This is a genomic window from Amycolatopsis sp. WAC 01375 (assembly GCF_003947325.1).
In the GTDB taxonomy this organism is placed as follows: Bacteria; Actinomycetota; Actinomycetes; order Mycobacteriales; family Pseudonocardiaceae; genus Amycolatopsis.
Genome location: NZ_QHHW01000045.1, coordinates 23,645 through 50,383, shown reverse-complemented (window position 1 = coordinate 50,383; position 26,739 = coordinate 23,645). Strand labels below are relative to the sequence as shown.

The window sequence follows — 26,739 nt, the reverse complement described above, 5'->3', positions numbered from 1 at the left end:
CCTCGGCGAGGCCGACCGATCAAGGAGAACCGGTGGCAGACAGCGCCAGGATCGCAGTATCCGGCAGTATCGCAACCGATCACCTCATGCACTTCCCGGGCAGGTTCGCCGAGCAGCTCATCGCCGAGCAGCTGCACCGGGTGTCCCTGAGCTTCCTGGCCGATGATCTCGTCGTCCGGCGGGGTGGGATCGGCGCGAACATCGCCTTCGGTCTCGGCGTGCTCGGCAAGCGCCCCATCCTGGTCGGCGCGGTGGGCTCCGACTTCGCCGACTACCGCTCGTGGCTCGAACGGCACGGCGTCGACACCGCCGGCGTGCTGGTCTCCGAGGTCGCGCACACCGCCCGCTTCGTCTGCACCACCGACGAGGACCTCTGCCAGATCGCCACCTTCTACGCCGGTGCGATGTCCGAATCCCGCAACATCGAACTGGCGCCCGTCGCCGCGCACGCCGGTGAACTGTCGCTCGTGCTGATCAGCCCGGACGACCCAGAAGGCATGGTCCGGCACGCCGAGGAATGCCGCCAGCGCGGCTACACCTTCGCCGTCGACCCCTCGCAACAGCTGGCGCGGATGGACGGCGCGCAGGTGCGTTCCTTCGTCGAGGGCGCGAAGTACCTGTTCAGCAACGACTACGAATGGGAACTGCTGCTCCAGAAGACCGGCTGGTCCGAGGCCGACGTCCTCGACCGAGTCGGCATGCGGATCACGACGCTCGGGGAGAAGGGCGTCGAGATCATCGGCAAGGACGGCCTCGCGCTGCAGATCGGCGCCGTCCCGGAACGCGGCAAGGTCGACCCGACCGGCGTCGGCGACGGCTTCCGCGCCGGGTTCATCGCCGGTATCGACGGCGGCCTCAGCCTGGAGCGTTCGGCGCAGCTGGGCTCGCTGATCGCCGTGCTGGTGCTGGAAACCGTGGGCACGCAGGAATGGTCGTTCGACCGCGCTGACGTCCTGGGCCGCCTCAAGGACGCCTTCGGCCCGGAGTCCGCCGAGGAGATCGCGGCGATCCTGCCGGAGTGAGCTTGAGCCTGGCTTGAAGGTCCGTGAAGGCCTCCTTGAGGGACCCAGAGTCCCTCAAGGAGGCCTTCACGGACTTGCTGGCCTATCGCGAAAGCCACTTTCGGGACCTCAGGCGTCGCGAAAGTGGCTTTCACGACGCATCTCGACCATGGGTTTCAGCGACGGCACCTGTGGTAGCGAAGACCCCCTCTTCGCTACCACACCCCTGCCCCAACGTTGCGAAAGCCACTTTCGCAACGTTGAACGTTGCCAAAGTGGCTTTCGCAACCTGTCACCTTTGCCCTGCCCGTCAATAACCCCTCAAGCGGATGCAGCGAAGGGCCCCTTCATACACTTGGGGTGTCTTCCCAGGCTCGTGAGCGTGCCGGGATCCGGCGGCACGTGTGTCTGGAGCCGGATTTCGTGTGTTTCAGGCCGGATCTCACGTGGTGCGGCGAGTTCCGTCCCCGATCACGTGAGTTCGGTCTTCCGTCACGCGTGTTCGCCCTGGCAGGCGGCCGAGGTCTACACGCGTCGGGTCAGGATGGCGGCGATTTCCGCGGGCCGCGAAACGTGGGGGCAGTGCCCGGCGTCGATCTCGATCGCGGTCACGCCGAGCCGGTCCCGGGCGGCCCGGCGCATCCACTCCGGTTTCAGGGTGCGGTCCCGGGTGGGGACGATCACCGTCGACGGGATCTCCGGCGCGGGCCCGGCGGGATGCGTCGCGAGAACGGCGGGGCTGAACAGTCGCAGGCTTTCCAGCGCCAGCCGTTCGGTCTCGGGATCGCAGTCGTGGAAGAGGAACTCGGCCGCCTTCGCGGGGTCGGCCGTCGGGTCGACGCCGATCCAGTCCGGTTCGAGTGCGGTCCTGGCCTCGTCTCGCAGGCTCTTCCCGCCCGCGAAATCGGGGATGTAGGCGGCGACCCACACCATCGCCCGCGCGCCGAGCGCTTCGGCGATCGCGGGAAGCAGCACGCCGGATCCGGAATGGGCCACGACGACCGGCCGTCCGCCGCCGTACTGCTCCCGCGCGTGCTGCGCGTAGCCCTCGATCGGCAGATCCGCCGGGGTCAGCAGGTCCACGGCGATCGCGCGGTGCCCGGCGGCGGTGAGCACCTTGGCCACCCGGTTCCAGCCCGCGGGGCTCTGCGACGTGCCATGAACGAGGACGAAGTCCATCCCGCCATGCTGGCCTCCACGTCGCGAACGGTGAAGGCCGGCACGCGAAGTCGTGACTAGAGCTTCACCGGGTAGACGGGTTCCGGCACCTCGGGCTTGATGCGGTTCTCCACGAAGATGCCGTGCCACAGCATGAACATCAGCAGCGCCCAGAGCTGGCGGCTGCGGTCGTGCTGGCCCTCTTTGTGCTCGTCGAGCAGCGCCAGCGCGGCCTTCTTGTCGATCAGCGCGTCGGTCCGGGAGTCGGAGATGATGCCCTTGGCCCAGTCGTACATCTCGTCGCGCAGCCACAGCCGGATCGGCACCGGGAAGCCGAGCTTGCGCCGGTTGAGCACGTGCCCGGGAATGATCTTCGCCAGCGCCTGGCGCAGTGCGTACTTGCTGGTCCCGTGCGTGAGCTTCTGGTCGACGGGGATGGTCGCCGCGACCTTGAACACCTCGGGGTCGAGGAACGGCACGCGCAGTTCCAGCGAGTTCGCCATGGTCACCTTGTCGGCCTTGACCAGGATGTCGCCGCGCAGCCAGGTGAACAGGTCGACGTGCTGCATCCGCGCGACCGGGTCCCAGCCTTCGGAAACCCGGTACCAGGGAGCGGTGACGTCCTTGAAACCGACGCCTTCCTGGTAGGTGCGCAGCACCTTCCGGAGCTGCTCGTCGCGGAAGTTGCGGGCGTTGCCGTAGTAGCGGTCCTCCAGCGGCAGCGCGCCCCGCCGCAGCAGATCCTTCCCGCGGGTGCCCTCGGGGATCTTCGTGGAGACCTTTCCGAGGATCTTGCGCACCCCGCCGGGGATCTTCTCGAACGGCGCCAGCGAGATCGGCTCGTTGTAGACGGTGTAGCCACCGAAAAGCTCGTCGGCGCCTTCGCCGGACAGCACGGCCTTGACGTGCTTACGCGCTTCGCGGGCGATGAACCACAGCGGTACGAGCGCCGGGTCGGCCACCGGATCGTCCAGATACCAGACGATCAGCGGCATCGCCTCCATCATCTCTTCGGCCGACACCACCCGGACCACGTGCTTCACCCCGATCGCGGCGGCCGTCTCGGCGGCGACGTCCACCTCGGAGTAGCCCTGGCGGTCGAAGCCGCTGGTGAACGCGATGAGGTTCGGGTTGTGCTCCTTCGCCAGCGTCGCGGTCGCGGTCGAGTCGATACCGCCGGAGAGGAACGCGCCGACCGTGACGTCCGGGTCGGAGATCATGTGCTTGCCGACCGAGTCGCGCATCACGTCGGCGATCCGCTCGTACAGCGCGTCCGCTTCGGCCTGGCCGTTGACCGGCTTCGCGGTGAACTGCGGGTGGAAGTAGCGGGTGAATTCGATGTCGCCGCCCGGCACCAGCCGGAACGACGTGCCGGACTCGACGCGGCGGATCCCGGCGTGCAGAGTCTCGGGCTCCGGCACGTACTGCAGCACCAGGTAGTGCTGCAGGGCCGTCTTGTCCAGCTTCTCCTCGACGCCGAGCACGCTCGAAAGCTCCAGCAGGCTCTTCTTCTCGCTTGAGAAGGCGACCTTGCCGGGGCCGGCGGAGTAGAACAGCGGCTTGATGCCGAACGGGTCGCGCGCGCCGAAGACGACCTTCTCCTGGGAGTCCCAGATCATGAAGGCGAACATGCCGCGCAGCTTCTTCACCGCGTCGTCGCCGAGGTAGTGGTACGCCGCGACGATCGCCTCGCCGTCGCCCTCTGTGGCGAACTTCGCACCGTGCTCGGCGGCCAGCTCGTCGCGCAGCTCCTTGTAGTTGTAGATCTCGCCGTTGAAGTTCAGCGTGTAGCGCTCGGGAGCCTCCGGCGGGCCCCAGATCAGCGGCTGGTGGGCGTGGTCGACGTCGATGAAGGCCAGCCGGTTGAAGCCGTAGACCACCTCGGCGTCGGCCCAGGTGTCGTGCTCGTCGGGGCCGCGGTGCCGCTGGCAGCGCATGGCCGCGTCGACGGCGTCACGGGCGCTCGCAGCGTCGGCTTCGGTCGAACAGATCAGTCCAAGCAGGCCGCACACGTCTAGTTCACACACCTCTTGTTGGCCGAGCGGGGAGAAGGGCCCAGTATGCCGGTGGGCGTGTACCCCCGGATGTGGTGGGGGATACGCGTGTTGGGGTCACCCCTTGGTCAGCGCGGCCCCGTAACTCGGCTAGGCTCCGCGTGAACAAGAAGATCGGTCGAGGAGGCTCTGGGTGAAAGGGCAAGGCGCAGTGGGAAATCCAGAGCGCATCCCGGTTAAGCGGGCTGGTCGCGTCGCAGCGCTGGCCGCGCTGGTGATGCTGACCGCGACGGGCTGTTCCGGGGACGAGATCCTCCGCTTCGGCTGGCCTGTCGGGGTGACCCCGCAGGCGCACGACATGCGCACCCTGTGGACGTGGACGGTCGTCGCCGCGCTGGTCGTCGGTGTCATCGTCTGGGCGCTGATCTTCTGGACCGCGATCTTCCACCGCAAGAAGAAGACCGCCGACGGCGCGGAAGAGGAACTGCCCCGTCAGTTCCAGTACAACATCCCGCTGGAGCTCTTCACTGTCGTCGTCCCGACGATCATGGTCTGCGTGCTGTTCTTCTTCACCGCGACCACCGAGAACCGCGTGCTCGCCGAGACGGACAACCCGGACGTCACGGTCGACATCGTCGCGTTCCAGTGGAACTGGGAGTTCAAGTACAAGAGCGACTCCAAGAACCACGACGACCCCGAGATCACCACGGTCGGCAGCTCGACCGAGATCCCGCTGCTCGTCCTGCCGACGAACAAGACGATCCAGTACAACCTGCGGTCGGCCGACGTCATCCACTCCTTCTGGGTGCCGGAGTTCCACTTCAAGCGGGACGTCATGCCGGATCCGGAGAAGAACAACCAGGACTTCACCTTCCAGAACTCGATCGACAAGGAAGGTTCGTTCGTCGGCCGCTGCGCGGAACTGTGCGGCACCTACCACTCGGGGATGAACTTCGAGGTCAGGGCGCTGTCGCCGGACAAGTACGCGCAGTACATCCAGCTCCGTGGCACGGTGAACCCGAAGAGCGGCAAGCCGAACACGGCTTCCGAGGCGCTGACGGCGATGAACTGCGGCGACCTGTGCTCGCCCTACGCCGTCACCACCACCCCGTTCAACACCGACCGCACCGCGCGGGTCGCGTCCAACTGACCCGGCTGTTCGAGCCCGAAACAGGAGTGAGGCAACGTCCATGAAGGTCGAAGGACGGATTTTCTTCCTCGTCGCGGTCTTCTCCGTCGTCGTGGCGGGTATCTACGCGTACATGACCGGAACGATGACCCGGGACGGCGTCGAGCCGGTCGGTGTGGTGGCCCTGATCCTGACCGGTGGCCTGGCCTTCCTGGCCGGGAGCTACCTGCAGTTCGTGGCGCGGCGCATCGAGCCGCGCCCGGAGGACCGGGAAGACGCCGAGATCAGCGACGGCGCCGGCGAGCTGGGCTTCTTCAGCCCCGGCAGCTACTGGCCGATCGGTCTCGCGGCGGCCGCCGCGCTGACCGGTGTCGCGCTCGCGTTCTTCCACATCTGGCTGCTCATCATCGCGCTGGGCCTGGTGATCGTCGCCATCGGCGGGCTGGTGTTCGAGTACCACACCGGTCCGAACCACGAGTGACGTTCTGACGCCGAAACGGCGCCCGCTCCCTGGTGGAGCTGGGCGCCGTTTTCGCGTTCAGAGGACTAGGCGCTGTCCTGCAAGTCATGTTCGCGGTCTTCGCGCCCAGGTGGTCCCTGACGGCGGATGCGGCCGAGTACGACCCGGTACGAGGCCGATCCGCCCGCACCGCCAGGAACCACCTGGATCACGAAGCCCATCGAACAGACTCACAGGACAGCGCCTAGACGCGGGCGGGGTGCGGCGGTTCCTTCGCTTCGGGCTTGGCCGCTCGCTTCGGCGCCAGCGCCGCCGCCAGGACGGCCAGCATCCCCGCGATCTCCGGCCACGTCGGCCGGTGCCCGTAGGCGAGGACGTCCACCACCACCGCGACCACCGGATAGACGTAGGACAGCAGCGCCACCGTCGTGGTCGGCAGCTTGCCGATGCTCGCGTACATCAGGACGTACATCAGCGCGGTGTGCACGGTTCCGAGCAGGACCAGCCACAGCAGCCCCGAGGTGTCCGTGGGCAGCGGCGTGACGAGCAGCGCGGGGGCGAGCACGATCGTCCCGGTCACCAGCTGGACGGCCGCCAGGACGTGCGGGCGCAGGTGCTTGAGCTGCTTCGCGATGAACGAGGCGCCGGCGTAGAGGGCGGCCGCGCCGAGGGCGAGCGCGATCCCCGCCAGTCGTACCGGTTCGCCGTCGGCACCGTGCGCCGACAGGGAGATGAGCGCCACCCCGCCGAACGCGATCAGCGCCCGGACCAGCTGACTCTTCGCCATCTTCTCGCCGAGGAACGCGGCGGCGAGACCGACCAGCATCAGCGGCTGCGTGTGGTACACGACGGTGCTGACCGAGATCGACGACAGCGCGTACGAGGCGAACAGCAACACCCAGTTTCCGACCAGGAACAGCCCGCCGAGGACGGCGAGCAGCAGGTCGCGGCGGCTGAGTGTCCACGGGCGGAGCCAGCCCCGGGCGGCGCTCCACACCAGGAGCAGGAGGCCGCCGACCAGGCTCCTGGCGAACGCGACGGCGGGCGCGTCGGCGCCGCTTTCGAGGACGACGGCGCCGATCGTGCCGGACAGCGCCATCGCGGCCGTCCACTGCAGCAGGGGGTTGTTCTTGTTCATGCCGACCACTTTCGCCCTCGCGTCCGCGTTCAACCAGTGTCAGAGATGACATCGACCGCAAAACTTATGACACACTGCGCGGATGGATGTGAAGAAGGTCGCGGTGGTGCTCGCCGACCAGGTCTCACCGTTCGAACTCGGCGTCGCGTGCGAGGTCTTCGGCACCGATCGCAGCGCCGACGGCATCGAGGGCTGGGATTTCGCGGTCTGCTCGCCCGGCGGCGAGAACGTCCTGAGCTGGTCCGGCTTCGGGCTCGATGGCTTGGAGAGCCTGGACTTCGCGGCGTCGGCGGACCTGCTGATCGTGCCGACCTGCGCCCCGCGCAGCGCGAGCCCGCCGGAGCCGGTGCTCGAGGTCCTCCGCGACGCGGCGAGCCGAGGCGCCTGGGTGGCGGGCTTCTGCGCGGGCGTCTTCTCGCTCGGCTACGCGGGGCTTCTCGACGGGCGTAACTGCACCGTCCATTGGGTCTACGAGCAGGAGTTCCGGTCGCGCTTCCCGACCGCGAAGGTCGACCCGAAGGCGTTGTACGTCGACGACGGTGGCGTCCTCACCAGCGCGGGAACCGTCGCCGCCGTCGATCTTTGCCTGCATCTGGTGCGGGAACTGCGCGGTGTCGCCGCGGCCACCACGCTGGCGCGGCGGATGGTCGCGGCGCCGCACCGGGTCGGCGGGCAGGCGCAGTTCGTGCAGGCGCCGGTGCCCGAGACCGCCGCGCCGGACGACACCGTGCTCGCCGAGGCGCTCGAATGGATCGAGCGGCGGCTGGACCGGCCGTTCACCGTCGCGGAACTCGCCAGGCGCAGCGGGTTGGGGGAGCGCACGTTCCTGCGCCGGTTCTCGGCGGCCACGGGTACGACGCCGCACCGGTGGCTCACCGAACGCCGCCTCGATCGGGCGCAGTCGCTTCTCGAGGAGGGTCGTCTGTCCATTGAGGACATCGCGGTCGCCTGCGGATACGCCTCCGCCGCGGCACTGCGGCATCAGTTCGGCAAGCTGCGCGGGACCAGCCCGAGTGCTTACCGCCGGACGTTTTCCGCGGGCTAGAAGGAGGAGGTCAGGCGCGAGGTGGTCGTGAGTGGCGATTCGGGTTAGAACCCGAATCGCCACTCACGACCCACGGCACCGACCACGCCGCCTTTGCCTTACCCCTCAAGAGAAGGAGATCTCCTGCCCTACGGTGACATGGACGTGGTCGGGGACCTCGTCGTGCTGGTCGCCGACGGTGAGTGTTCCGGTCGGTTCGAACAGCAACAGCGACGCACCGTCCACTGAGGACGGTTTGTGGAAAGTGCCGCGCGGGACGACGAACACGGAGCCGCGGGGGAGCGTGACGACCCGTTCACCCGTGTTTTCGCGCAGCGAGATGTCCAAAGTGCCGTCGAGGACGAGAAAGAACTCGTCGGTGTTCTCGTGGACGTGCCAGACGTGCTCGCCGGCGACCTTGGCGAGGCGGACGTCGTAGTCGTTGACGTGCGCGACGATCCGCGGGCTCCAGATCTCGTCGAATCCGGCCAGCGCGGTCTTCAAATCGATCGGTTGCTTGCTCATGATCCGATCCTGGCCGCTGGACCGCCGGAGCGGTGAGTGCTAGGAATCGCATATGTCGCATGATTTCTCGCACAAGGTCGCCGTCCTGGTGGACGAGGGGTCCAACCCCTTCGAAATGGGGGTCGCGACCGAGCTCTTCGGCCTGCGGCGGCCGGAACTGGATCGCCCCTGGTACGGCCTCACGCTGTGCGCCGCCGAGCCGTCCGTGCGCATGCACCTGGGGATGTTCACGCTGACCGGCATCGCCGGGCTCGAAGCCGTGGAGGCCGCCGACACGGTGATCGTGCCCAACCGGCCCGATCCGGAGAGCCCGGTCCGGGACCCGGTGCTGACGGCCATCCGCGACGCGGCCGCGCGGGGAGCCCGGCTGGTGAGCTTCTGCACCGGCGCCTTCACCCTCGCGCGGGCGGGCGTGCTGGACGGACGGCGTGCGACGACCCACTGGAAGTGGGCGGGACTCTTCCGCGAGCTGTATCCCGAAGTGCTGCTGGAGCCGGACGTCCTCTTCGTCGACGACGGCGACGTCCTGACCGCCGCGGGCAGCGCGGCCGCGCTCGATCTGGGCCTGCATCTGATCAGCCGCGACCACGGCGCCGAGATCGCCAACGCGGTGAGCAGGCGGCTGGTGTTCGCCGGGCATCGCGACGGTGGCCAGCGGCAATTCATCGAACGTCCGCTGCCGCCGGTGCCGGACACCTCGCTGGCGCCGGTGCTCGCCTGGGCGCGCGAACGGCTGGACCACCCGCTCACCGTCGCCGACCTCGCCGCGCGGGCGGCCGCCAGCCAGGCGACGCTGCACCGGCGCTTCCGTGCCGAACTGGGGACCACGCCGCTGGCGTGGCTCACCACCGAACGGATCGCACTGGCGTGCCGGCTCATCGAGCGCGGGGAGCAGCGGCTGGACCGGGTGGCGCGGGCGTCGGGGTTCGGTACCGCTGCGAACCTGCGTACGCAGCTTCGGCGGGCTACGGGACTGACGCCTACGGCTTACCGGGCGCGGTTCAGTACCGCTTCGTAGTCGGTCGCCTGTGCAATGAAAGGCTCCTTCATTGCAAAATTTGCAATGAAGGGGCCTTTCATTGCACGTCGTGAGTGGTCAACGCAAGGATCTTCGCTGACCGCGGTCTCCCGTCGAGCGAGAGGCCTGTCAGGCGAAGGCGATCCACCGGTTCAGCAGGTCGGCCGCCGCGCCCGAATCGACGGCCGAGGCCGCCCGCGCGAGCCCGGCGGCCAGATCGTCTTCCAGCGATCCGGAGAACCCGGCGAAGGCCGCCAGCGCGGCCGCCGAGTTGAGCAGTACCGCGTCCCGCACCGGCCCGGTCTTCCCGGCCATCACCTGCCGGAACACCTCGGCGTTGTGCGCCGCGTCGCCGCCGCGCAGGTCCTCCGCGGTCGCGCGGGCGATGCCCAGCGACGCGGGGTCGAAGCTCCGCTCGGTGATCTCGCCGCCGGAGACCACCCACACCGAACTCGTGGTCGTGGTCGTGATCTCGTCCAGCCCGTCGTCGCCGCGCACGAGCAGCACGGTCATCCCGCGCCGCGCGAACACCTCGGCGAGCACGCGGGTCTTGTCCGCGTACGCGCAGCCGATCAGCGAACTGCGCGGTTGCGCGGGGTTGGTGAGCGGGCCCAGCAGGTTGAACGTCGTCGGCACGCCGAGTTCGCCGCGCGTCGGGCCGGCGTGGCGCAGGGCGGGGTGGAACTTCGGCGCGAAGCAGAAGCCGATGCCCAGTTCGTTCACGCTGCGCTGGACGGTCTCGGGCGGCAGGTCGATGGTGACGCCCAGTTCCTCCAGCACGTCGGCCGCGCCGGACTTCGACGAGGCGCTCCGGTTGCCGTGCTTGGCCACCGGGGCGCCTGCCGCGGCCGTCACCACCGTGGCCATGGTGGAGATGTTGACCGAATTGGACCGGTCGCCGCCGGTGCCGACGATGTCCACCGACGGCCTGTCGATCGTCACCCGTTTGGCGTGCGCCAGCATGGCGTCGGCCATGCCGGAGATCTCCGCCGGTGTCTCGCCCTTCGCGCGCAGCGCGACGGCGAACCCGGCGATCTGGGAGGGCGTCGCCGCCCCGCTCATGATCTGGTCCATCGCCCACGCGGTGTCCTCCTCGGACAGATCCGCGCGCGCGATGAGCTGGTTGAGCAGGGACGGCCAGGTCTTAGTGGTCACCATCGGAAGTCCTCCGGGGGTCTCGACGGCCCAGCTTCCCGCTGGACGCACGGGCCGCGAGATCCGAGTACAGCACCGGTACGAGGACCTCGCGGCCGCACGCCCGGCGGAAACCTGGATCCGCCGAATACCCGCGAAGGACTTCCGATGGCAACCACTTGGCGGCCGCGCTCATCGGCTCAGCCGTGCACGGCCGGCACCCGGCGGGCGCGCAGCACGTCGGCGACGGTTTCGGCGGCGGTCAGCGGGTCGAGCGGGTGGACCAGCACCGCGTCGGCCTGCGACCAGGTCGCGAGCCAGCGGTCGTCCTTGCGCCGGACCGAAACCACGATCGGGGGGCAATCCTCGATCTCGTTCTTCAGCTGGCGGGTCAGCCCGATGCCGCCCGTCGGCTGCGCCTCGCCGTCGAGGATGGCCAGGTCCACGTTGCCCGCGTCCATCTCGACGAGGACCTCGGAGATGCCGGAGGCCTCGGTGTAGTCCACCCGGCCGAGGTCGGCGGCGGGCCTGCGGCCGACGGCGTTGATGATCGCCTCGCGCACCTCCGCCTTGTGGCTGAACACCAGGATCCGCATCGCCTGCTCGCCCATGAGCGCGCCTCCGCCTCGTCTAGTCATGTCGACCCCGCGATGTTATCCGCCATGACCGACATCACGTGGCCGCCCCCGACGGCTGGAGTGCGTCCCAGCCCAGCGAATCGCCGCCGAGCCGCTGCGCGAGGCCCGCCATCCGTGACCGTTCTTGCGCGCAGTGCAGCGCGTCGAGGGTCTGGACGCGCACCGCGTGCGTCAGGGTGAAACCGCCGTCGGACCCGTGTTCCCGCAGCTCCCAGCCGTCCTGGGCGAGGATCGATGTCGCCTCCGCCACCTTTTCGGGCGGCAGTTTCAAGTGGTGGCGCAGGATCGCGGGCGCATCGGCGACCCAAGCGGGTGATCTCGCCAGCACCGAAGAATCCGCCTCGGCCGGATCGAAAGCCTCCGCGACGATCTCCACACCGGGCGTGTCGACGGTCAGACCTGGGAGTTTCGGCTTCTTGACCAGGTCACGAAGCCGATCTAGTAAACCCATGAGTAGCCCTGTTCCCACTTTCGTTCAGATGTGACCCGACACGCACGCGACTTGCCGTGGACCCACCCGGCGGGCCCCGTGCGTGAGAGGACATAATGCGACGCGTGACAACGGCAGCTCCCACCATCAGCCAGCGGGTCCACTCGCTGAACCGGCCGAACATGGTCAGTGTCGGCACCATCGTGTGGCTGTCCAGCGAACTGATGTTCTTCGCCGGACTGTTCGCCATGTTCTTCACCGTGAAGGCGCAGAACGCGTCCGGCCAATGGCCGCCGCCGCTGCACGGTGAGCCCTTCCACCTGAACATCGCGCTGGCGATCCCGTTCACCGTGATCCTCGTGGCGTCGTCGTTCACCTGCCAGTTCGGTGTGTTCGCCGCCGAAAAGGGTGATGTGTTCGGCCTCCGCCGCTGGTACATCATCACGTTGATCATGGGCGCGATCTTCGTCGGCGGCCAGGGTTACGAATACATCAACCTGATCCACGAGGGGCTGACGATCCCGTCCGGCGCGTACGGCACGGTCTTCTACCTCGCGACCGGGTTCCACGGCCTGCACGTCATCGGCGGGCTCATCGCGTTCGTGTACTTGCTCATCCGCACCAAGCTGAGCAAGTTCACCCCGGCTCAGGCCACCTCGGCGATCGTCGTGTCGTACTACTGGCACTTCGTCGACATCGTGTGGGTGGGCCTGTTCGCGGTGATCTACATCCTTCCGTGAACGAAGCCGCCACCACGACCTATCGGCCTGAACTGACAGCAAGGGTTGCCGCAAGATGACCTCCAGCAAGAACAACACGGAGCGCCGCTTTCGCAAGCGGTCGAAGGCACGCAGGCGGTTCGCCGGCGCGCTGGCGCTCGGGATCGCGCTGCTGAGCGTGGGCGGGTTGTACGCCGTTTTCGCCCCGGAGCCGCAGACCGCGCAGGCGCAGGGCGAATCCGCCCTCCTGCGCGAGGGCGAGAAGCTCTACAACAACACGTGTATCGAATGTCACGGGCCGAAGCTCGAAGGTGTCACCGACCGTGGCCCGAGCCTCATCGGCATCGGCGACGCGGCCGTGTACTTCCAGACCTCCACCGGCCGAATGCCGGCGGTCCGCCAGGAAGCCCAGGCGCAGCGGAAGCCGCCGAAGCTGTCCGAGGCCGAGATCAACGCCCTGGGCGCCTACATCCAGGCCAACGGCGGTGGCGCGCAGCGCCCCACCGAGAAGGGTGACGCGCTGCGCGGCGAGGACGTCGCGCGCGGCAGCGAACTCTTCCGCCTCAACTGCGCCTCCTGCCACGGCTTCACCGGCCGCGGCGGCGCGCTCTCCTCGGGCAAGTTCGCCCCGAACCTGGACCCGGCCACGGAAGAGCAGATCTACACCGCGATGCTCACCGGGCCGCAGAACATGCCCAAGTTCTCCGACCGGCAGCTCTCGCCGGAGGAGAAGAAGGACATCATCGCGTTCGTGAAATCCGTTAGTGACGGGAAGAACTCCCCTGGCGGTAGCTCGCTCGGCGGTCTTGGCCCGGCCTCGGAGGGCGCGATCGCGTGGATCGTCGGGATCGCCGCGCTGATCGGCGTGACGTTGTGGATTGGATCGAAGGCATGAGCGCCGAAGGGCCGAAGCCGCCGACAGAGGCGGAATTGGCGGACATGGATCGCGACCAGCTGGTCAAGCTGGGTACCGCGCTCGACGGGGTCGAGATCGTCGAATACCCGACGCCCTGGCCGGTCGAGGGGACGAAGGCGGAGAAGCGCGCCGAGCGCGCTGTCGCCCTCTGGTTCGTGCTGGCCGCGCTGTCCGGCCTCGCGTTCGTGGTCCTCCTCGCGTGGCCGCACTGGTTCGAGTACAAGGAGCCGGGCAAGACCGGCTACACCATGTACACGCTGTACACGCCGCTGCTCGGTGTCACGCTCGGCGTCGCCGTGCTCGCCATCGGCGTCGGCGCCGTCCTCTACACCAAGAAGTTCATCCCGGCCGAGGTCTCGATCCAGGAGCGCGGGGACGGCGGGTCGAAAGAGGTCGACAAGGCCACCATCCTCGCCCAGCTGGCCGACTCGGGCAGCCGCAGCACCATCGCGCGCCGTTCGATGATCAAGCGGTCCGCGGGTGCCGGTGCCGGTGTGCTCGGCCTCGCCGTCGCGGCGCTGCCGGTCGCGTCCTTCATCAAGGACCCGTGGAAGGACACCGAGAACCGCGACTCCCTGTGGCACTCGGGCTGGAAGAAGAACTTCCCGGACGAGGTCGTCTACCTGCGCCGCAACACCGGCCGTCCGCACGAGATCTCCCTGGTCAAGGCCGAGGACCTCGACGCGGGCGCGATGGAGACGGTGTTCCCGTACCGCAAGTCCGAAGAGCACGACGAGCACGCGCTGTCGGCCGCCTTCAAACGCGTCGACAACCCGGTCATGCTGATCCGCCTCCGCCCGACCGACGCCGCCAAGGTCGTCAAGCGGGCGAACCAGGAGGACTACAACTTCGGCGACTACTACGCGTACACGAAGATCTGCAGCCACGTCGGCTGCCCGACCTCCCTGTACGAGCAGCGGACCAACCGCATCCTCTGCCCCTGCCACCAGTCCCAGTTCGACGCGCTCCACTACGCCAAGCCGATTTTCGGGCCGGCGACCCGGCCTTTGGCCCAGCTTCCGATTACAGTGGACTCTGAGGGCTACCTGATCGCGCGCGGAGACTTCAACGAGGCCGTCGGACCGGCCTTTTGGGAGCGTAAGTCATGAGTTCACTCACCACCCCGACGAAGGGGACGAACCCGGTCGAGAAGGCCGCGGGCGCTGGTGCGAAGTGGGCCGACGACCGGTATCACCTGGCCAAGGGCATGCGGCACCAGCTCAACAAGGTGTTCCCGACGCACTGGTCGTTCCTGCTCGGCGAGATCGCGCTCTACAGCTTCATCATCCTGTTGCTCTCGGGTGTCTATCTCACGCTGTTCTTCGACCCTTCCATGGAGGAGGTCGTCTACAACGGCAGCTACACCGGCCTGCAGGGCGTCGAGATGTCGCGGGCCTTCGCGACCACGCTGGACATCTCGTTCGACGTCCGCGGTGGTCTGTTCGTCCGCCAGCTGCACCACTGGGCCGCGCTGATCTTCGTGGCTTCGATGATGGTGCACATGTTCCGGATCTTCTTCACCGGCGCGTTCCGCCGCCCGCGTGAGGCGAACTGGGTCATCGGTGCGCTGCTGCTGGTCCTGGGCATGTTCGAAGGCTTCTTCGGCTACTCGCTCCCGGACGACCTGCTCTCCGGTACCGGTATCCGCGCGACCCTGTCGGGCATCGTGCTCTCGGTGCCGGTCATGGGCACCTGGATCCACTGGGCGCTGTTCGGCGGGGAGTTCCCCGGCAACGAGATCATCCCGCGCCTGTACACGATCCACATCCTGCTGCTGCCGGGCATCATGCTCGGTCTGGTGGCCGCGCACCTCGCGCTGGTCTGGTACCAGAAGCACACGCAGTTCCCCGGCGTGCGCCGCAAGGAGACCAACGTCGTCGGCGTCCGCATCATGCCGGTCTTCGCGCTCAAGGGCGGTGCGTTCTTCGCGCTGGTCACCGGCGTCATCGCGCTGATGTCGGGCCTCTTCCAGATCAACCCGATCTGGAACATCGGCCCGTACAACGCGGCGCAGGTCTCGGCGGGTTCGCAGCCGGACTGGTACATGGCCTGGGCCGACGGCATGCTGCGGATCTGGCCCGCGTGGGAGCTCTACCTCGGGAACTACACGGTCCCGGCGGTGTTCTTCCCCGGCGCGGTCGGGATGCCGCTGCTGATCGGCCTGCTGGTGATGTATCCGTGGATCGAGCGAAAGCTGTCCAAGGACACCGCGCACCACAACCTGCTGCAGCGGCCGCGCGACGTCCCGGTGCGGACCTCGCTGGGCATCATGGCCCTGACGTTCTTCGCGGTCATCATGCTGTCGGGCTTCAACGACATCATCGCGTTCGCCTTCGACATCTCGCTGAACGCGACGACGTGGGCGGGCCGGATCGGTGTCCTGCTGCTGCCGCCGATCGCGTACTACATCACTTACCGGATCTGCCTCGGCCTCCAGCGGGCCGACCGCGAGGTGCTCGAACACGGTGTCGAAACCGGCATCATCAAGCGCCTGCCGCACGGTGAGTTCATCGAGATCCACCAGCCGCTCGGCCCGGTGGACGACCACGGCCACGCGATCCCGCTCGAGTACCAGGGCGCGTCGGTACCGAAGAAGATGAACAAGCTCGGCTCGGCGGGGCACGCCGTCGCCGGTTCGACCTGGTCCCCGGACCCGGTCGAGGAGACGATCGCGCTGGAGCGCGCCCGGTCCAACGGGCACGGCAACGGCAAGGTCGACGACATCGGTGGCGAGCCTTCGCAGGAGCGCAAGGAGATCACCTCCGGGCACTAGCCCGGGAAGAAGTACATGAAGGCCCCCTTCCTTGCGTCAGGCGCAAGGAAGGGGGCCTTCATGTACTTCGGGGCACGCGCTTCAGGGAAAGAGGCTCAGGCGCCTTCGACGCCGATGTCGAACGCCGACTCGCTGTCGGCCTTCGAGTACGAGCGGAACGCGATGTGCGTGACCGTGCTCAGCACGCCGGGGACCTTGCCGATCTTCGCCGGGATCAGATCCGCGAGGTCCTCGTGGGCCGCGACGCGGACCGAGGCGATCAGATCGACGTCGCCCGCGCAGGAGTAGACCTCGCGGACCCCCTCGATGTCCGCGATCGCCTGTGCCGCCTCGGGGATGGCATCGGCCTCGACCTGGATCAGCACGATCGCGGTGATCACTACAGCGCCTCCTACGTCAATGAATCCGGTGCCGGAATCCTAGCCCGCCACGCGTTCGAGTGCCGTCGCGCTCGACGCCAGGTCGAGCCACTCCTGCCAGCCGCCCGCCACGGCGGCGGGCTCCGCCCAGGGCTGCGTCGTGCGCACGAGCCGGACACCCGGTCGGGTCAGCCAGCGCAGGAGGATCTGGATCTCCTCCGGGATCGCGCCGAAGAGCGGGCCGGGGCCGGGGATGACCGTCTCCGCCGAGGCCACGAGCATCTCGACCACCGGCATCGGCGGTACCCCGCGTCGTGCGACACCCGCCGACGCGAGCCTGCCGTACCGGATCACGGCCAGTTCCCAGCCGCCTTTCCCGTCCGGCCCGGCGGCGATCAATTCCGGGATGCCCGCGAGAGCCGCCTGCCGGTGCGCCCGGCCGACCGCGCGGATCAGCCCGGCCAGCTGATCGCGATGCTGGGCGGCCTGTTCGTAGTGCTCCGCCGCGGAAAGCCGGGCGAGTTGCTCGGCGGCGGCTCGCAGCGGACGTCCGTCCGTCCCGGCGATGAGCCCGGACACCGCCAGCACACTCGGCCGGTACGCCTCGATCGTCTGCTGCCCGGCGCACGGCGCTCCGCAGCGTCCGAGTTCGGCGAGGACACAGGGCGTTCCGGTCGGCGCGGTGGCCGAGATCCGCTGGGTGCACGTCCGCAGCCCCGAGGCGCCGGCGAGGGTGTCCGCGGCCGAGCGGGCGTCGGTCTGGGTGCGAAAGGGCCCCAGCATCCCGTCTCGCGGCATGCGGACCACCGAAAGGCGGGGGAACGCCTCCTCGGTCAGCGCGACCCACCAGGCGTGCCGTGGGTTCTTGGAACGGCGGTTGTACATGGGCCGGTGGGCGGCGATCAGCCGGAGCTCCCGGACAGCGGCCTCCAGCGCGTGCGCGCATTCGACCGCGTCGACCCGCTCGGCCAGCGCGACCATCTCCCGGATCCGTCCTCGGCTCTCCGATCCGGTGAAGTACTGCCGGACCCGGCGGCGGAGGTCGGACGACGTCCCGACGTAGAGGACTTCGTCGCTCGGGCCGCGGAACAGGTAGACGCCGGGCCTCGACGGCAGGTGCTCGGCCAGCGATCGTTTGCGGCGCTGGGCCGCCGTCACCTCGGGCAGGTAGTCCAGCAGCTCCTCGAGGGTGTGGACGCCGAGGTTGCCCACGCGTTCGAGCAGTGCGTGCAGGACGTCGACGGTGGCGCGCGCGTCCGCGAGCGCACGGTGGTTCGGTGTCGTGCGCGCCCCGAACAGCGCGGCCAGCGCGGAAAGCCGGTAGCTGGGGGTCTCGTCGCGGGAGATGACCCGGCGGGCGAGCCGGACCGTGCACACGACGGCCGCCTTGGGCCAGCGGTAGCCGTGGCCCTCGCAGGCCGCACGCATGAAACCGGTGTCGAAGGGGGCGTTGTGCGCCACGAGCACGGCACCGGAGATGAACTCGAGGAACGCGGGCAGCACACGCTCGATGCGGGGAGCGTCGTAGACCATCGCGCTCGTGATGCCGGTGAGCTCGACGATCTGCGGCGGGATCGGCATCCCCGGATTGACGAAGGTGGCGAACTCGCCGACGATCTCGCCCGCGCGGACCTTGACGGCGCCGATCTCGGTGATCCCGTCCGGACCGGGTTTCGTTCCCGTGGTCTCCAGATCGAATACGACGAAAGTGGTGTCCCGCAAAGGGGTTCCGAGCTCGTCGAAGGCGAGTTGCGCCGCGCCGGGCCGCCGTCCGGTGTCCATGGTCGGGCACAGTAGGGGTGGGCACCGACAATCCCGGGAACGCCGCACGCCGTCCCATCCAGCGCGCCCCGAGGCCATGGGGCCTACGCTGGAGCGATGCAACCGCAGCCCGCAGAGCCCGAATCACCCGAGGACGCCACCGGTGGTCCTTCGGGTGTCGTGGCGTCGGCGGGCGCGGAGGAGCCATCCGAAGAGGTACCGGCCGAAGGCTGGACGTCCTTGCCGGAGACCGTGCGGGAGCGGATCGCCGAGCTGGCGGCCGCCGCCGTCGGCAAACTGCCGGTCGCCGACGTGCCGAGGCAGCTGCGCCCGGTCGCGAAGTTCGCCCCGGCGAAACGCGCGAAACTCGGCGGGGCGGCGTTGCTCGCCGCGCTGGGGGAGTCTTCGCAGTTCCGGGTCGCGGTCACCGAATGGCTGCGCGACCACCGCAAGGACGCTCTCGACCCGAACGCCCCCGATTCCGTCGCCGCCGCGGCCGCCGCCGTGCTCCTTGGCGAGGCCGGTGCGGCCGGACGGGTCCGGCTGGTGGCGAAGAACGCCGAGGAGACGGCGTTGCGCGCCGAACGCGATGCCGCGCTGGCCCGCAACCAGCGGCTCGAGGCCGAACTGGCGCAGCTGCGCGAAGAGTTGCGCGAGGCCAAGGAGATCGCCGGCGGCGCGCGGGGCGAACGCGAGGCCGAGGTCGAAAAACTGTTGAAGCGCTTGCGAGAGCAAGGTGTCCAGCTGCGTCAGGCCAAGGACGCGGTCGCCGAGGCTCGCGCCGAACTGGAGAGCGGCGGCGCCGAGAGCGCCGTGGAGATCAAGGCACTGAAGGCCCAGCTGGACCGCGAGAAGCAGCGGGTCGCGGCCGAGCGGACGCGCGCGGAGAAGGCCGTCACCGACGCCGAGATCGCCCGTCAGTCCGCCCGCGAGGCGCGTCAGGCCGACGAGGTCAGGCTCGGGCTGCTTCTGGACACCATCGAAGGCGCCGTCGGCGGGCTCCGCCGGGAGCTTTCGGTGAGCGCGCGGGGCCAGCGCCCGGCGGACATGGTCCGCGGCGCGACGTCGGGCCTCGGGGCGGGCGGCAAGATCCAGGACGTCACCGCGCTCGACCGGCATCTCGCGCTGCCCAACGTGCACCTGATCGTCGACGGCTACAACGTCACGAAGACCGGCTACCCGGAACTGGCGCTTTCCGATCAGCGCGACCGGCTGATCCACCAGCTTTCCGCGCTCGCCGCGCGGACTTCGGCCGAGGTCACCGTGGTGTTCGACGGCGCCGGCGTGCTCTCCGTGCCCGCGGCCGTGCCGCGCGGGGTTCGGGTGCTGTTCTCCGAACGCGGCGTCCTCGCGGACGACGTCATCCGGTCCCTGGTCGCGGCCGAGCCGCCGGGACGGCCGATGGTGGTCGCGAGCACGGACCGCGCGGTGGCGGACTCGGTGCGGCGCAAGGGCGCGCATCCGGTGCCGTCCGCGGTACTGGTGTCGCGGCTCAGCCGGGTCTGACATGCGGTAGGGCGGGGCCTCGTGGGTCTTGACCGGCGATGTCACGTGACCGTCCGTCCAATCACGGGTGTCGTCCCTCCCGACACGTGTGTCGTCCGTTCAATCACGGGAACCGCCACCCGCGCACCGGCGGTAGGTACCTAAGCCACCCTTGACTCCGGTGAGCGTTCCTCGCCCGGCGATCATGTCGCTCGACGGCACGACACTTGCTTTACCCCTCAATGACCGTCCTTGCCACTCACGAGGCCGAAACTGTCGGTGGTCGCTCTTAATGTGCACCTCACCACTGAAAGTGAGGAGTCGAGATGGACGGCAAGGCCATCGCCGATATAGCGGATATAGAGACCTTCGTCATCGATTGCGACCGGTGCGCGGTCCGCGGTGACGCATGTCATGACTGTGTCGTCAGCGTCCTTCTCGGCGCGCCGCCCGCGCTCGAATGGGACGCCGACGAGCGGAGGGCGGTGGACGCGCTCGCGGAAGCCGGGATGGTCCCGCGTCTCCGGATGGTCGAAATCGTGGGGCAGGAGCGCCGGAAATCCGCCTGAGACACGCCACGACCGGGGCATTCGACGAGTGGTCGATCCGATCGGGTGAACGGTAGGTAGTCGTGACCAGCCCCAGGATGTAACGCCTGTCACACCTTTCCGCTCATGCTGGTCCGAAGGTGTTTCGGCGCATCACGGAGAGTTTTTGCGCCTGCCATGGTGGACGTGGTGCCTGTGGTTTCGTAACCTGTCCGAGATCTCGTGGCCGGAAGTCGTCGCCAGACGGCGACACGGGATCGCCACTGAAGCAGCTTTGTCGGGGAGTTGCGCCAGAACCAGCCGTACGCCAAACCTGTTGCGATAGCACTCGGCCAGGCGGACGGCGGGAACGCGGGGAACCGCGCGGGCCTCACGGTCGGCGTCGCGGCTTCGCGGAAGAGGGCCCCCCGACCTCTTCGTCCCGGGTTCTGAGTCGGTGGCCGACAGCAAAGGAGACACGCGCGACCGTGCAGTCGCATCCAGTCAAGCGCGTGGTGTCAGGAGCTTTGGCCGCGGCCGCGGTGATCACCGCCGTAACGGTCGCCCAGCCTGCTGCCACTGCTGCCCCAGCCCCCGCCCTCCAACAGCCCCCGTCCGGTTCGGACGCTCTCGCCAAGTACCGCGACCTCGCGGCACAGGCGGAGAAGGCAAACGAAGACCTCCTCAAGGCGAAGGACGATCTCGCCGCGAAGCAGGCAGAACTCGACAAGGCCACGGCAGACGCCGCCGCCGCCAAGGACCTCGGTGTCAAGGCGGCCGGTGACGAGAAGACGTTCCAGGCCGAGGTGAACAAGTTCGCCGGTGCCTCCTTCACCAGCGGTGTGCAGCTGAACAAGCTGTCGTCGCTGCTGTCGGGCGCGTCGACCCAGGACTTCCTGGAGCGCTCCTCGGCGCTCGAGGTCCTCGCCGCGAACAAGAACACCGCCCTGACCAACCTGAGCGGTGCCGTCGCCCAGGCCGCGGCCGCGGCGAAGCAAGCGGCTGACGCCCAGAACACGGCGACCGCCGCTCGTGACACGGCCGCCAAGCTGACCACGGACATCGAGGCGCGCCAGAAGACGCTGAACGACCAGCTCAAGGAGATTCAGCGGGCCAGCGGCAACCTGAGCACCTCGGACCGCAACGCCCAGAAGGACAAGGGCGGCGCGTTCCCGAACCTGCCCGCTCCGGGTCCCGCCGCGGCGGCGGCCCTCTCGGCGGCGAAGAGCAAGCTCGGCAGCCCGTACGGCTGGGGCGACGTCGGCCCCTCGTCGTTCGACTGCTCGGGTCTGATGCTGTGGGCGTACAAGCAGGCCGGGCTCACCCTGCCGCGGTCGAGCCGTCAGCAGTCCACCTTCGGCGCTCCGGTGCAGAGGGCGCAGCTCCAGCCGGGCGACCTGGTGTTCTACAACTCGCCGGTCTCGCACGTCGGCATGTACGTCGGCAACGGCATGATGGTGCACGCGCCGACCACCGGTGACGTCGTCAAGGTGTCGCCGCTGCAGAACAACTACGTCGGGGCTCGTCGCCCGACCGCTTGATCGAACACCCGGATGGGGCGGTACCGCGCGAGCGGTGCCGCCCCTTTCGCATGCGGAGGGCCAAGTAGCCTGCAGAGGTGCTGAGGACCCTGCTGGTGACCAACGACTTCCCGCCCCGGCCCGGCGGCATCCAGAACTACCTGAACTCGCTGGCCACCCGCTTGCCCGCGGACGACCTCGTCGTCTACGCCCCGTCCTGGGAATCGAGCACCGGTTCGCACGGCGAGTTCGACGCCGCCGCCCCGTTCGAGGTGGTGCGCCATCCGACGTCCCTGATGCTGCCGACACCGGACGTGCTCAAGCGGGCGAAGGAGATCATGCGGGCCCGCGACTGCGAGGCCGTCTGGTTCGGCGCGGCCGCGCCGCTGGCGTTGCTCGGACAGCCGCTGCGGGCCGCGGGCGCCCGCCGGGTGCTGGCGTCGACACACGGCCACGAGGTCGGCTGGTCGATGCTTCCGGGTTCGCGGCAGGCGTTGCGCCGGATCGGCGACACCGTCGACGTGATCACCTACGTCAGCAAGTACACACGCTCCCGGTTTTCGGCCGCCTTCGGCCCGATGGCGGGGCTGGAGATGCTCCCGTGCGGTGTCGACACCGCGCTCTACCGGCCGGACCCGGCCGCGGGCAAGGAAATCCGCGAGCGGCACGGCCTCGGCGACCGTCCGACGATCGTCTGCGTTTCGCGGCTGGTGCCGCGCAAGGGCCAGGACATGCTGATCAAGATCCTGCCCGAACTCCGCAAGCGGATCCCGGACGTGGCGCTGCTGCTCGTCGGCGGCGGCCCGTACCGCAAGACGCTCACCGGGCTCGTCGAGGCGATGGGGGTCGAGGACAGCGTCGTCATCACCGGATCGGTGCCGTGGAAGGAGTTGCCCGCGCACTACAACGCGGGTGACGTCTTCGCGATGCCGGCGCGGACGCGCGGGAAGGGACTCGACGTCGAGGGCCTGGGCATCGTGTACCTGGAGGCTTCGGCGTCCGGGCTGCCGGTCGTCGCCGGGAATTCCGGGGGCGCGCCGGAAACGGTGCTGGACGAGGTCACCGGGCACGTCGTCGACGGCCGCGACGAGCAGCAGCTGCGAGAGACGCTGGCCGCGTTGCTGGCGGATCCGGTGCGGGCGCGGCGCATGGGGGCCGCCGGTCGTGAATGGGTCGGCGAGAACTGGCGATGGGACACCATGGCGGGCAGGCTTTCCGGGCTGCTCGACGGCGATCCCGTCGCGGCCGTGCGCTGAGGAGTCAGGGTTCGTAGCGCGCCGGGTGCTTCGGATCGTCGACGCGGACCACCACGTCGGACAGCGCCGCCGGGTCGACTTCCCGTTCGTAGCGCTCGTAGGCGGGGAGCGCCCATGCGTCCGGCACCCGCCGCTTGAGCGCGGCGGGCGAGAGCCACAGGTGCACGCTCAGGTCGAAAGCGAGCCCCGCGCCGAAGAGGAACTCACCGTCCAGCAGGACGACACCGCCTTCGGGCAGCTCGACACGTTCGGCGCGGGTGGCGCGATCGCGGACCGGATCCCACAGCGACGGGAGGACCAGTCCGCTGCCGTCCTCGGCGAGCGGGTCGAGCACCTCGCGGCGCAGGGCGCCGAGGTCGAGCCAGTCGCTGTAGCGCGAGTCCGGATCCTGTTTGCCGCGTTCGAAACGCAGCGAGGCGGGGCGGAGGAAGTCTTTCGCCGAGATCCGCAACGCCGCGTGACCGGCGATCCGCAGGGGATCGACCAGGGCGTCGGCGAGTTCTGTGGTGTTGGTCGCACCGGCCGCGCCGTCGACGGCGACCGCGATCCGGCGGCGGCCTGTGATCGCCGTGATGCGTTCGGTCAGTTCCGAGACGAGCAGAGCGGGAGAAATCGGACGGTAGCGCACGGAAAGAGATCCTCCACCCGGACCGGTGACTGTCGCACGGTACACCCGATGGGATGATGGCCCGGTGGCGAAAGCAACGGCCAAAACAGCCGGAAGTGGTTGGCAGGTAGGCGTTTCCCAGACCGTGCCGTACAACAGCACGCAGGTGTGGGACTTCCTGGTCGGACGTGAGGGTGTGGGGATCTGGCTCGGCCCGGGTGCCGAACTCGGCCGTGAGCTGGGTGCGGCGTACGAGACGGCCAACGGGACCACCGGCGAGATCCGCGGCCGTTCCGAAGGCGACAAACTCCGCCTGACCTGGCGGCCGAAGGACTGGGACCACGACTCGACCCTGCAGATCACGGTGAGCGGCACCGAACAGAAGACCACGCTCCGTTTCCACCAGGAATGGCTCGCGGGCGCCGACGAGCGCGAAGAACAGCGGGCATACTGGACCGAAGTGACCGAGCGAGTGGTGGCCGCGCTGGCCGAACGCTGACCGGCGCGCCGGGGGAGGCGTACCGATGCAGTCGACCGACGTGCACGACCTGGCCGGGGATCTCGTCCAGGAACCACACCGGATCTCCGCGCTGTTGCGTGCGGAAGGCCCGGCCCGCAAGGTCCGGATGCCGCGTGGCCTGGACGTCTGGATCGTCACCGGATACGCCGAGGCCCGCGCGATCCTCTCGGATTCCCGCGTCGGCAAGGATCCGGCGGCCATCCGGCGGCTTTTCGAACGCGACGGCTTCGAATCCGCGGCCGACAGCGCGGTCCGCGCGCTCGGCGGGCATATGCTCAACACGGATCCGCCGGACCACACGCGGCTGCGCAAACTGGTCAACCAGGCCTTCACCGCACGCACCGTTTCCCGGCTGCGGCCGAGGATCGAGCAGATCACCGCGGAACTGCTGGACGGCATCGGCGACGCCGAACGCGTCGACCTCCTGCCCGCCTTCGCCGTTCCGTTGCCGATCCGGGTGATCTGTGAACTGCTCGGCGTGCACGCGGGTGACCGGCCGGCGTTCGCGAAGTGGTCGAACACGATGGTCGCCTGGTCGACGCCGGAGGAACTCCAGGCCGCGGCGGCGAAGATGCACGCGTATCTCGTCGAACTCATCGAGGAGAAGCGCGCCGAACCCGCCGACGACCTGCTTTCGGGTCTGATCCACGCCAGCGACGAAGGCGATTCGCTGTCCGCGGACGAATTGCTGGCCATGGCCTTCCTGCTGCTGGTGGCGGGGTTCGAGACGACGGTCAACCTGATCGCGAACAGCGTTTTCGCGCTGCTTCGTGAACCGGGACAGCTGGCCGCGCTCCAGGCCGATCCCGCCCTGCTGCCCGGGGCGGTCGAGGAGTTCCTGCGCTACGACGGCGCGATCCACCTGGCGACCATCCGGTTCACCCGCGAGCCCGTCCAGGTCGGCGACGTCGAGATCCCGGCGGGCGAATTCGTGCTCGTCTCCCTGCTCGGTGCGAACCGGGACGCCGCGAAGTTCGAGGACCCGCACCGGCTGGACGTCACGCGGCCGGCGTCGGGGCATCTCGCGTTCGGGCACGGGATCCACTACTGCGTCGGCGCCCCGCTGGCCCGCCTGGAGGCCGAGATCGCCCTGCGAGGACTGCTGGAGCGGTTCCCGGCCCTGAGCCTGGACGCCGCTCCGGAAGCCTTGCGGTGGCGGGAAAGCACCCTGGTCCACGGCCTGGAAACCCTCCCTGTCCGCCTGTGCTGAGCGGGGTGTGTCGTAGGGTCGCCGGATGGACGCCGCCGAACTCCTCGCGCTCGACGCGGAACACGTCTGGCACCCGTACGGGCCGATGCCGAGCACGATCGATTCCCTGCTCGTACGCGAGGCGAGCGGGGTCCGCCTCACCCTCGACGACGGCCGCGAACTGATCGACGGCATGTCGTCCTGGTGGGCGGCGATCCACGGCTACCGGAACCCGGTGCTGGACGCGGCGCTGGCCGAGCAGGCGGGCCGGATGAGTCACGTGATGTTCGGCGGGCTCACCCACGAACCGGCCATCAGGCTGGCGAAGACCCTGGTCGACCTCGCCCCGGACGGGTTGCGGCACGTCTTCCTGTGCGATTCGGGGTCGGTGTCGGTCGAGGTCGCCGTCAAGATGTGCCTGCAGTACTGGCAGTCGGTGGGGCGCAAGGAAAAGCGGCGCCTGATGACCTGGCGCGGCGGCTATCACGGCGACACGTTCACGCCGATGAGCGTCTGCGACCCCGAGGGCGGGATGCACGCCCTGTGGCGCGGGATCCTGCCGGACCAGCTGTTCCTGCCCAAGCCGCCGGGTGGTTTCGCCGACGAACCGGATCCGGCGTACCTCGACCTGCTCGCGACCGAGATCGAACGGCACGCGGGCGAACTGGCCGCGATCATCGTCGAGCCGGTCGTACAGGGCGCCGGCGGCATGCGGTTCCACCCGCCCGCGTATCTGCGCGCGCTGCGCGAGCTCACCGAGGCCAACGACGTCCTGCTCATCTTCGACGAGATCGCCACCGGTTTCGGCCGCACCGGCACGATGTTCGCCGCCGAACACGCCGGTGTCACGCCGGACGTCCTATGCCTCGGCAAGGCGCTGACCGGTGGTTACCTCACGATGGCGGCGGCGCTGTGCACGCCGGAGATCGCCGACGGGATCTCGCGCGGTGAGCTGCCGGTGCTGGCGCACGGCCCGACGTTCATGGCGAATCCGCTTTCCTCGGCCGTCGCCAACGCGTCGCTGGGGATCCTGGCCGAAGGCGGCTGGAAGTCCGACGTTCCTCGGATCGAGGCCGCGCTGAAGGCCGGGCTCGAACCGGCTCGTGAACTGTCCTCGGTCGCCGACGTGCGGGTGCTCGGCGCCATCGGCGTGGTGGAACTGGACCATCCCGTGGACATGGCGGTGGCGACCGAGGTCCTCACGGAGAACGGGGTCTGGCTGCGTCCGTTCCGGAACCTGATCTACACGATGCCGCCCTACATCTCCGAGGCGGACGACCTCGCCGCGATCACTTCCGCAATGGTCTCGGCCGCACGAAAAGCGTAAAAACGGCGAAATTCAACCCAAAGAGTGTGACCGTGGCCACAGGAAACCGGGAAGGCCACGCTCGGTACAGAGCGTGGTCATGAGTTGATCTTGGTAAGGCGAACGGGCGAGTCCGATCGAGACCCGTCTCG

General features: G+C 68.8%; 26 protein-coding genes. 16 read left to right on the top strand and 10 right to left on the bottom strand.

Features of this window, described 5'->3' with window-relative positions:
- Positions 1-32: 32 nt before the first annotated feature.
- Positions 33-1,022: a carbohydrate kinase family protein gene (locus tag DL991_RS31100; protein WP_125787921.1), complete on the top strand. Its 990-nt coding sequence runs from the start codon at positions 33-35 to the stop codon at positions 1,020-1,022.
- A gap of 504 nt (positions 1,023-1,526) precedes the next feature.
- On the opposite strand, the gene DL991_RS31095 is transcribed toward DL991_RS31100, so the two are convergent.
- Together DL991_RS31095 and asnB are read right to left on the bottom strand one after the other, a co-directional pair.
- Complete coding sequence (locus DL991_RS31095) at positions 1,527-2,180, bottom strand: alpha/beta fold hydrolase (protein ID WP_125787920.1); 654 nt, start codon at positions 2,178-2,180, stop codon at positions 1,527-1,529.
- 56 nt (positions 2,181-2,236) lie between these two features.
- Entirely contained in the window at positions 2,237-4,171 is a 1,935-nt protein-coding gene (asnB, locus tag DL991_RS31090; protein ID WP_125787919.1) for an asparagine synthase (glutamine-hydrolyzing), read from the bottom strand.
- A gap of 193 nt (positions 4,172-4,364) precedes the next feature.
- Between asnB and DL991_RS31085 the strand changes: the two genes are divergently transcribed.
- Together DL991_RS31085 and DL991_RS31080 are read left to right on the top strand one after the other, a co-directional pair.
- Positions 4,365-5,303 (top strand): cytochrome c oxidase subunit II, encoded by a 939-nt coding sequence (locus DL991_RS31085; protein WP_199746799.1) that lies wholly within the window; start codon positions 4,365-4,367, stop codon positions 5,301-5,303.
- 40 nt (positions 5,304-5,343) lie between these two features.
- On the top strand, positions 5,344-5,763 hold the full coding sequence (locus tag DL991_RS31080) for a cytochrome c oxidase subunit 4 (RefSeq protein WP_125787918.1): 420 nt from the start codon (positions 5,344-5,346) through the stop codon (positions 5,761-5,763).
- A 223-nt stretch (positions 5,764-5,986) separates the two neighbouring features.
- Here DL991_RS31080 and DL991_RS31075 read toward each other — a convergent pair whose 3' ends face one another.
- The gene (locus DL991_RS31075) at positions 5,987-6,880 is read right to left on the bottom strand and encodes a DMT family transporter (protein ID WP_125787917.1); all 894 of its coding nucleotides are present in this window, start codon (positions 6,878-6,880) and stop codon (positions 5,987-5,989) included.
- An 82-nt stretch (positions 6,881-6,962) separates the two neighbouring features.
- On the opposite strand from DL991_RS31075, the gene DL991_RS31070 reads away from it, so the two are divergent.
- Positions 6,963-7,925 (top strand): GlxA family transcriptional regulator, encoded by a 963-nt coding sequence (locus tag DL991_RS31070; RefSeq protein ID WP_125787916.1) that lies wholly within the window; start codon positions 6,963-6,965, stop codon positions 7,923-7,925.
- A 105-nt stretch (positions 7,926-8,030) separates the two neighbouring features.
- On the opposite strand, the gene DL991_RS31065 is transcribed toward DL991_RS31070, so the two are convergent.
- Positions 8,031-8,429, bottom strand: coding sequence for a cupin domain-containing protein (locus DL991_RS31065; RefSeq protein ID WP_125787915.1), 399 nt, complete (start codon positions 8,427-8,429; stop codon positions 8,031-8,033).
- A 52-nt stretch (positions 8,430-8,481) separates the two neighbouring features.
- Here DL991_RS31065 and DL991_RS31060 point away from each other — a divergent pair, with 52 nt between their 5' ends.
- Entirely contained in the window at positions 8,482-9,447 is a 966-nt protein-coding gene (locus DL991_RS31060; protein WP_125787914.1) for a helix-turn-helix domain-containing protein, read from the top strand.
- A 129-nt stretch (positions 9,448-9,576) separates the two neighbouring features.
- Here the strand turns inward: DL991_RS31060 and trpD are convergent, their stop codons facing one another.
- The 3 genes from trpD to DL991_RS31045 all read right to left on the bottom strand — a co-directional run bounded on the left by trpD (position 9,577) and on the right by DL991_RS31045 (position 11,670).
- Positions 9,577-10,605: an anthranilate phosphoribosyltransferase gene (gene trpD / locus DL991_RS31055; protein ID WP_199746800.1), complete on the bottom strand. Its 1,029-nt coding sequence runs from the start codon at positions 10,603-10,605 to the stop codon at positions 9,577-9,579.
- A gap of 176 nt (positions 10,606-10,781) precedes the next feature.
- A complete protein-coding gene (locus tag DL991_RS31050; RefSeq protein WP_016336048.1) occupies positions 10,782-11,192 on the bottom strand; it encodes a hypothetical protein in 411 nt (136 codons plus the stop codon).
- A 61-nt stretch (positions 11,193-11,253) separates the two neighbouring features.
- Positions 11,254-11,670, bottom strand: coding sequence for a hypothetical protein (locus DL991_RS31045; RefSeq protein WP_125787913.1), 417 nt, complete (start codon positions 11,668-11,670; stop codon positions 11,254-11,256).
- 95 nt (positions 11,671-11,765) lie between these two features.
- Between DL991_RS31045 and DL991_RS31040 the strand changes: the two genes are divergently transcribed.
- The 4 genes from DL991_RS31040 to DL991_RS31025 are packed head-to-tail and all read left to right on the top strand — an operon-like array spanning position 11,766 to position 16,057.
- Positions 11,766-12,389, top strand: a complete 624-nt coding sequence (locus DL991_RS31040; protein ID WP_125787912.1) for a heme-copper oxidase subunit III — start codon at positions 11,766-11,768, stop codon at positions 12,387-12,389.
- A 55-nt stretch (positions 12,390-12,444) separates the two neighbouring features.
- A complete protein-coding gene (locus tag DL991_RS31035; protein ID WP_125787911.1) occupies positions 12,445-13,263 on the top strand; it encodes a c-type cytochrome in 819 nt (272 codons plus the stop codon).
- A complete protein-coding gene (locus DL991_RS31030) occupies positions 13,260-14,393 on the top strand; it encodes a ubiquinol-cytochrome c reductase iron-sulfur subunit (RefSeq protein ID WP_125787910.1) in 1,134 nt (377 codons plus the stop codon). Before DL991_RS31035 ends, DL991_RS31030 begins: the two co-directional genes overlap by 4 nt.
- Positions 14,390-16,057, top strand: a complete 1,668-nt coding sequence (locus tag DL991_RS31025; protein ID WP_125787909.1) for a cytochrome bc complex cytochrome b subunit — start codon at positions 14,390-14,392, stop codon at positions 16,055-16,057. The genes DL991_RS31030 and DL991_RS31025 overlap by 4 nt, the downstream gene beginning before the upstream one ends.
- Before the next feature lie 95 nt (positions 16,058-16,152).
- Here DL991_RS31025 and DL991_RS31020 read toward each other — a convergent pair whose 3' ends face one another.
- Together DL991_RS31020 and DL991_RS31015 are read right to left on the bottom strand one after the other, a co-directional pair.
- Entirely contained in the window at positions 16,153-16,437 is a 285-nt protein-coding gene (locus DL991_RS31020; protein ID WP_005154220.1) for an Lrp/AsnC family transcriptional regulator, read from the bottom strand.
- 39 nt (positions 16,438-16,476) lie between these two features.
- A complete protein-coding gene (locus DL991_RS31015; RefSeq protein ID WP_125787908.1) occupies positions 16,477-18,198 on the bottom strand; it encodes a DEDD exonuclease domain-containing protein in 1,722 nt (573 codons plus the stop codon).
- Between the two features lie 96 nt (positions 18,199-18,294).
- Between DL991_RS31015 and DL991_RS31010 the strand changes: the two genes are divergently transcribed.
- From DL991_RS31010 to DL991_RS30995, 4 genes are all read left to right on the top strand, one after another.
- Complete coding sequence (locus tag DL991_RS31010) at positions 18,295-19,683, top strand: NYN domain-containing protein (RefSeq protein WP_125787907.1); 1,389 nt, start codon at positions 18,295-18,297, stop codon at positions 19,681-19,683.
- 305 nt (positions 19,684-19,988) lie between these two features.
- Positions 19,989-20,231: a hypothetical protein gene (locus DL991_RS31005; protein WP_125787906.1), complete on the top strand. Its 243-nt coding sequence runs from the start codon at positions 19,989-19,991 to the stop codon at positions 20,229-20,231.
- A 446-nt stretch (positions 20,232-20,677) separates the two neighbouring features.
- Complete coding sequence (locus DL991_RS31000) at positions 20,678-21,730, top strand: NlpC/P60 family protein (protein ID WP_199746801.1); 1,053 nt, start codon at positions 20,678-20,680, stop codon at positions 21,728-21,730.
- A 77-nt stretch (positions 21,731-21,807) separates the two neighbouring features.
- Positions 21,808-22,965: a glycosyltransferase family 4 protein gene (locus DL991_RS30995; RefSeq protein WP_199746802.1), complete on the top strand. Its 1,158-nt coding sequence runs from the start codon at positions 21,808-21,810 to the stop codon at positions 22,963-22,965.
- 4 nt (positions 22,966-22,969) lie between these two features.
- Here the strand turns inward: DL991_RS30995 and DL991_RS30990 are convergent, their stop codons facing one another.
- The gene (locus DL991_RS30990) at positions 22,970-23,593 is read right to left on the bottom strand and encodes a uridine kinase (protein WP_125787905.1); all 624 of its coding nucleotides are present in this window, start codon (positions 23,591-23,593) and stop codon (positions 22,970-22,972) included.
- A gap of 124 nt (positions 23,594-23,717) precedes the next feature.
- On the opposite strand from DL991_RS30990, the gene DL991_RS30985 reads away from it, so the two are divergent.
- From DL991_RS30985 to DL991_RS30975, 3 genes are read left to right on the top strand one after another with little or no spacing between them, the layout of a single operon-like run.
- Positions 23,718-24,071: an SRPBCC domain-containing protein gene (locus tag DL991_RS30985; RefSeq protein ID WP_125787961.1), complete on the top strand. Its 354-nt coding sequence runs from the start codon at positions 23,718-23,720 to the stop codon at positions 24,069-24,071.
- A gap of 25 nt (positions 24,072-24,096) precedes the next feature.
- Positions 24,097-25,302, top strand: a complete 1,206-nt coding sequence (locus tag DL991_RS30980) for a cytochrome P450 (protein WP_125787904.1) — start codon at positions 24,097-24,099, stop codon at positions 25,300-25,302.
- 25 nt (positions 25,303-25,327) lie between these two features.
- Entirely contained in the window at positions 25,328-26,608 is a 1,281-nt protein-coding gene (locus tag DL991_RS30975) for an adenosylmethionine--8-amino-7-oxononanoate transaminase (protein ID WP_125787903.1), read from the top strand.
- Positions 26,609-26,739 lie beyond the last annotated feature (131 nt).

Bases quoted from the DNA above. Each gene is read 5' to 3' on its own strand.
- DL991_RS31075 (WP_125787917.1), bottom strand. From the start codon at position 6,880: ATGAACAAGAACAACCCCCTGCTGCAGTGGACGGCCGCGATGGCGCTG.
- DL991_RS31005 (WP_125787906.1), top strand. From the start codon at position 19,989: ATGGACGGCAAGGCCATCGCCGATATAGCGGATATAGAGACCTTCGTC.
- DL991_RS31050 (WP_016336048.1), bottom strand. From the start codon at position 11,192: ATGGGCGAGCAGGCGATGCGGATCCTGGTGTTCAGCCACAAGGCGGAG.
- DL991_RS31065 (WP_125787915.1), bottom strand. From the start codon at position 8,429: ATGAGCAAGCAACCGATCGATTTGAAGACCGCGCTGGCCGGATTCGAC.
- DL991_RS31040 (WP_125787912.1), top strand. From the start codon at position 11,766: ATGCGACGCGTGACAACGGCAGCTCCCACCATCAGCCAGCGGGTCCAC.
- DL991_RS31010 (WP_125787907.1), top strand. From the start codon at position 18,295: ATGCAACCGCAGCCCGCAGAGCCCGAATCACCCGAGGACGCCACCGGT.
- DL991_RS31035 (WP_125787911.1), top strand. From the start codon at position 12,445: ATGACCTCCAGCAAGAACAACACGGAGCGCCGCTTTCGCAAGCGGTCG.
- DL991_RS30975 (WP_125787903.1), top strand. From the start codon at position 25,328: ATGGACGCCGCCGAACTCCTCGCGCTCGACGCGGAACACGTCTGGCAC.
- DL991_RS31080 (WP_125787918.1), top strand. From the start codon at position 5,344: ATGAAGGTCGAAGGACGGATTTTCTTCCTCGTCGCGGTCTTCTCCGTC.
- DL991_RS31070 (WP_125787916.1), top strand. From the start codon at position 6,963: ATGGATGTGAAGAAGGTCGCGGTGGTGCTCGCCGACCAGGTCTCACCG.
- DL991_RS31025 (WP_125787909.1), top strand. From the start codon at position 14,390: ATGAGTTCACTCACCACCCCGACGAAGGGGACGAACCCGGTCGAGAAG.
- DL991_RS31030 (WP_125787910.1), top strand. From the start codon at position 13,260: ATGAGCGCCGAAGGGCCGAAGCCGCCGACAGAGGCGGAATTGGCGGAC.
- DL991_RS31060 (WP_125787914.1), top strand. From the start codon at position 8,482: ATGTCGCATGATTTCTCGCACAAGGTCGCCGTCCTGGTGGACGAGGGG.
- DL991_RS31045 (WP_125787913.1), bottom strand. From the start codon at position 11,670: ATGGGTTTACTAGATCGGCTTCGTGACCTGGTCAAGAAGCCGAAACTC.
- trpD (WP_199746800.1), bottom strand. From the start codon at position 10,605: ATGGTGACCACTAAGACCTGGCCGTCCCTGCTCAACCAGCTCATCGCG.
- DL991_RS31015 (WP_125787908.1), bottom strand. From the start codon at position 18,198: ATGGACACCGGACGGCGGCCCGGCGCGGCGCAACTCGCCTTCGACGAG.
- DL991_RS31095 (WP_125787920.1), bottom strand. From the start codon at position 2,180: ATGGACTTCGTCCTCGTTCATGGCACGTCGCAGAGCCCCGCGGGCTGG.
- DL991_RS30980 (WP_125787904.1), top strand. From the start codon at position 24,097: ATGCAGTCGACCGACGTGCACGACCTGGCCGGGGATCTCGTCCAGGAA.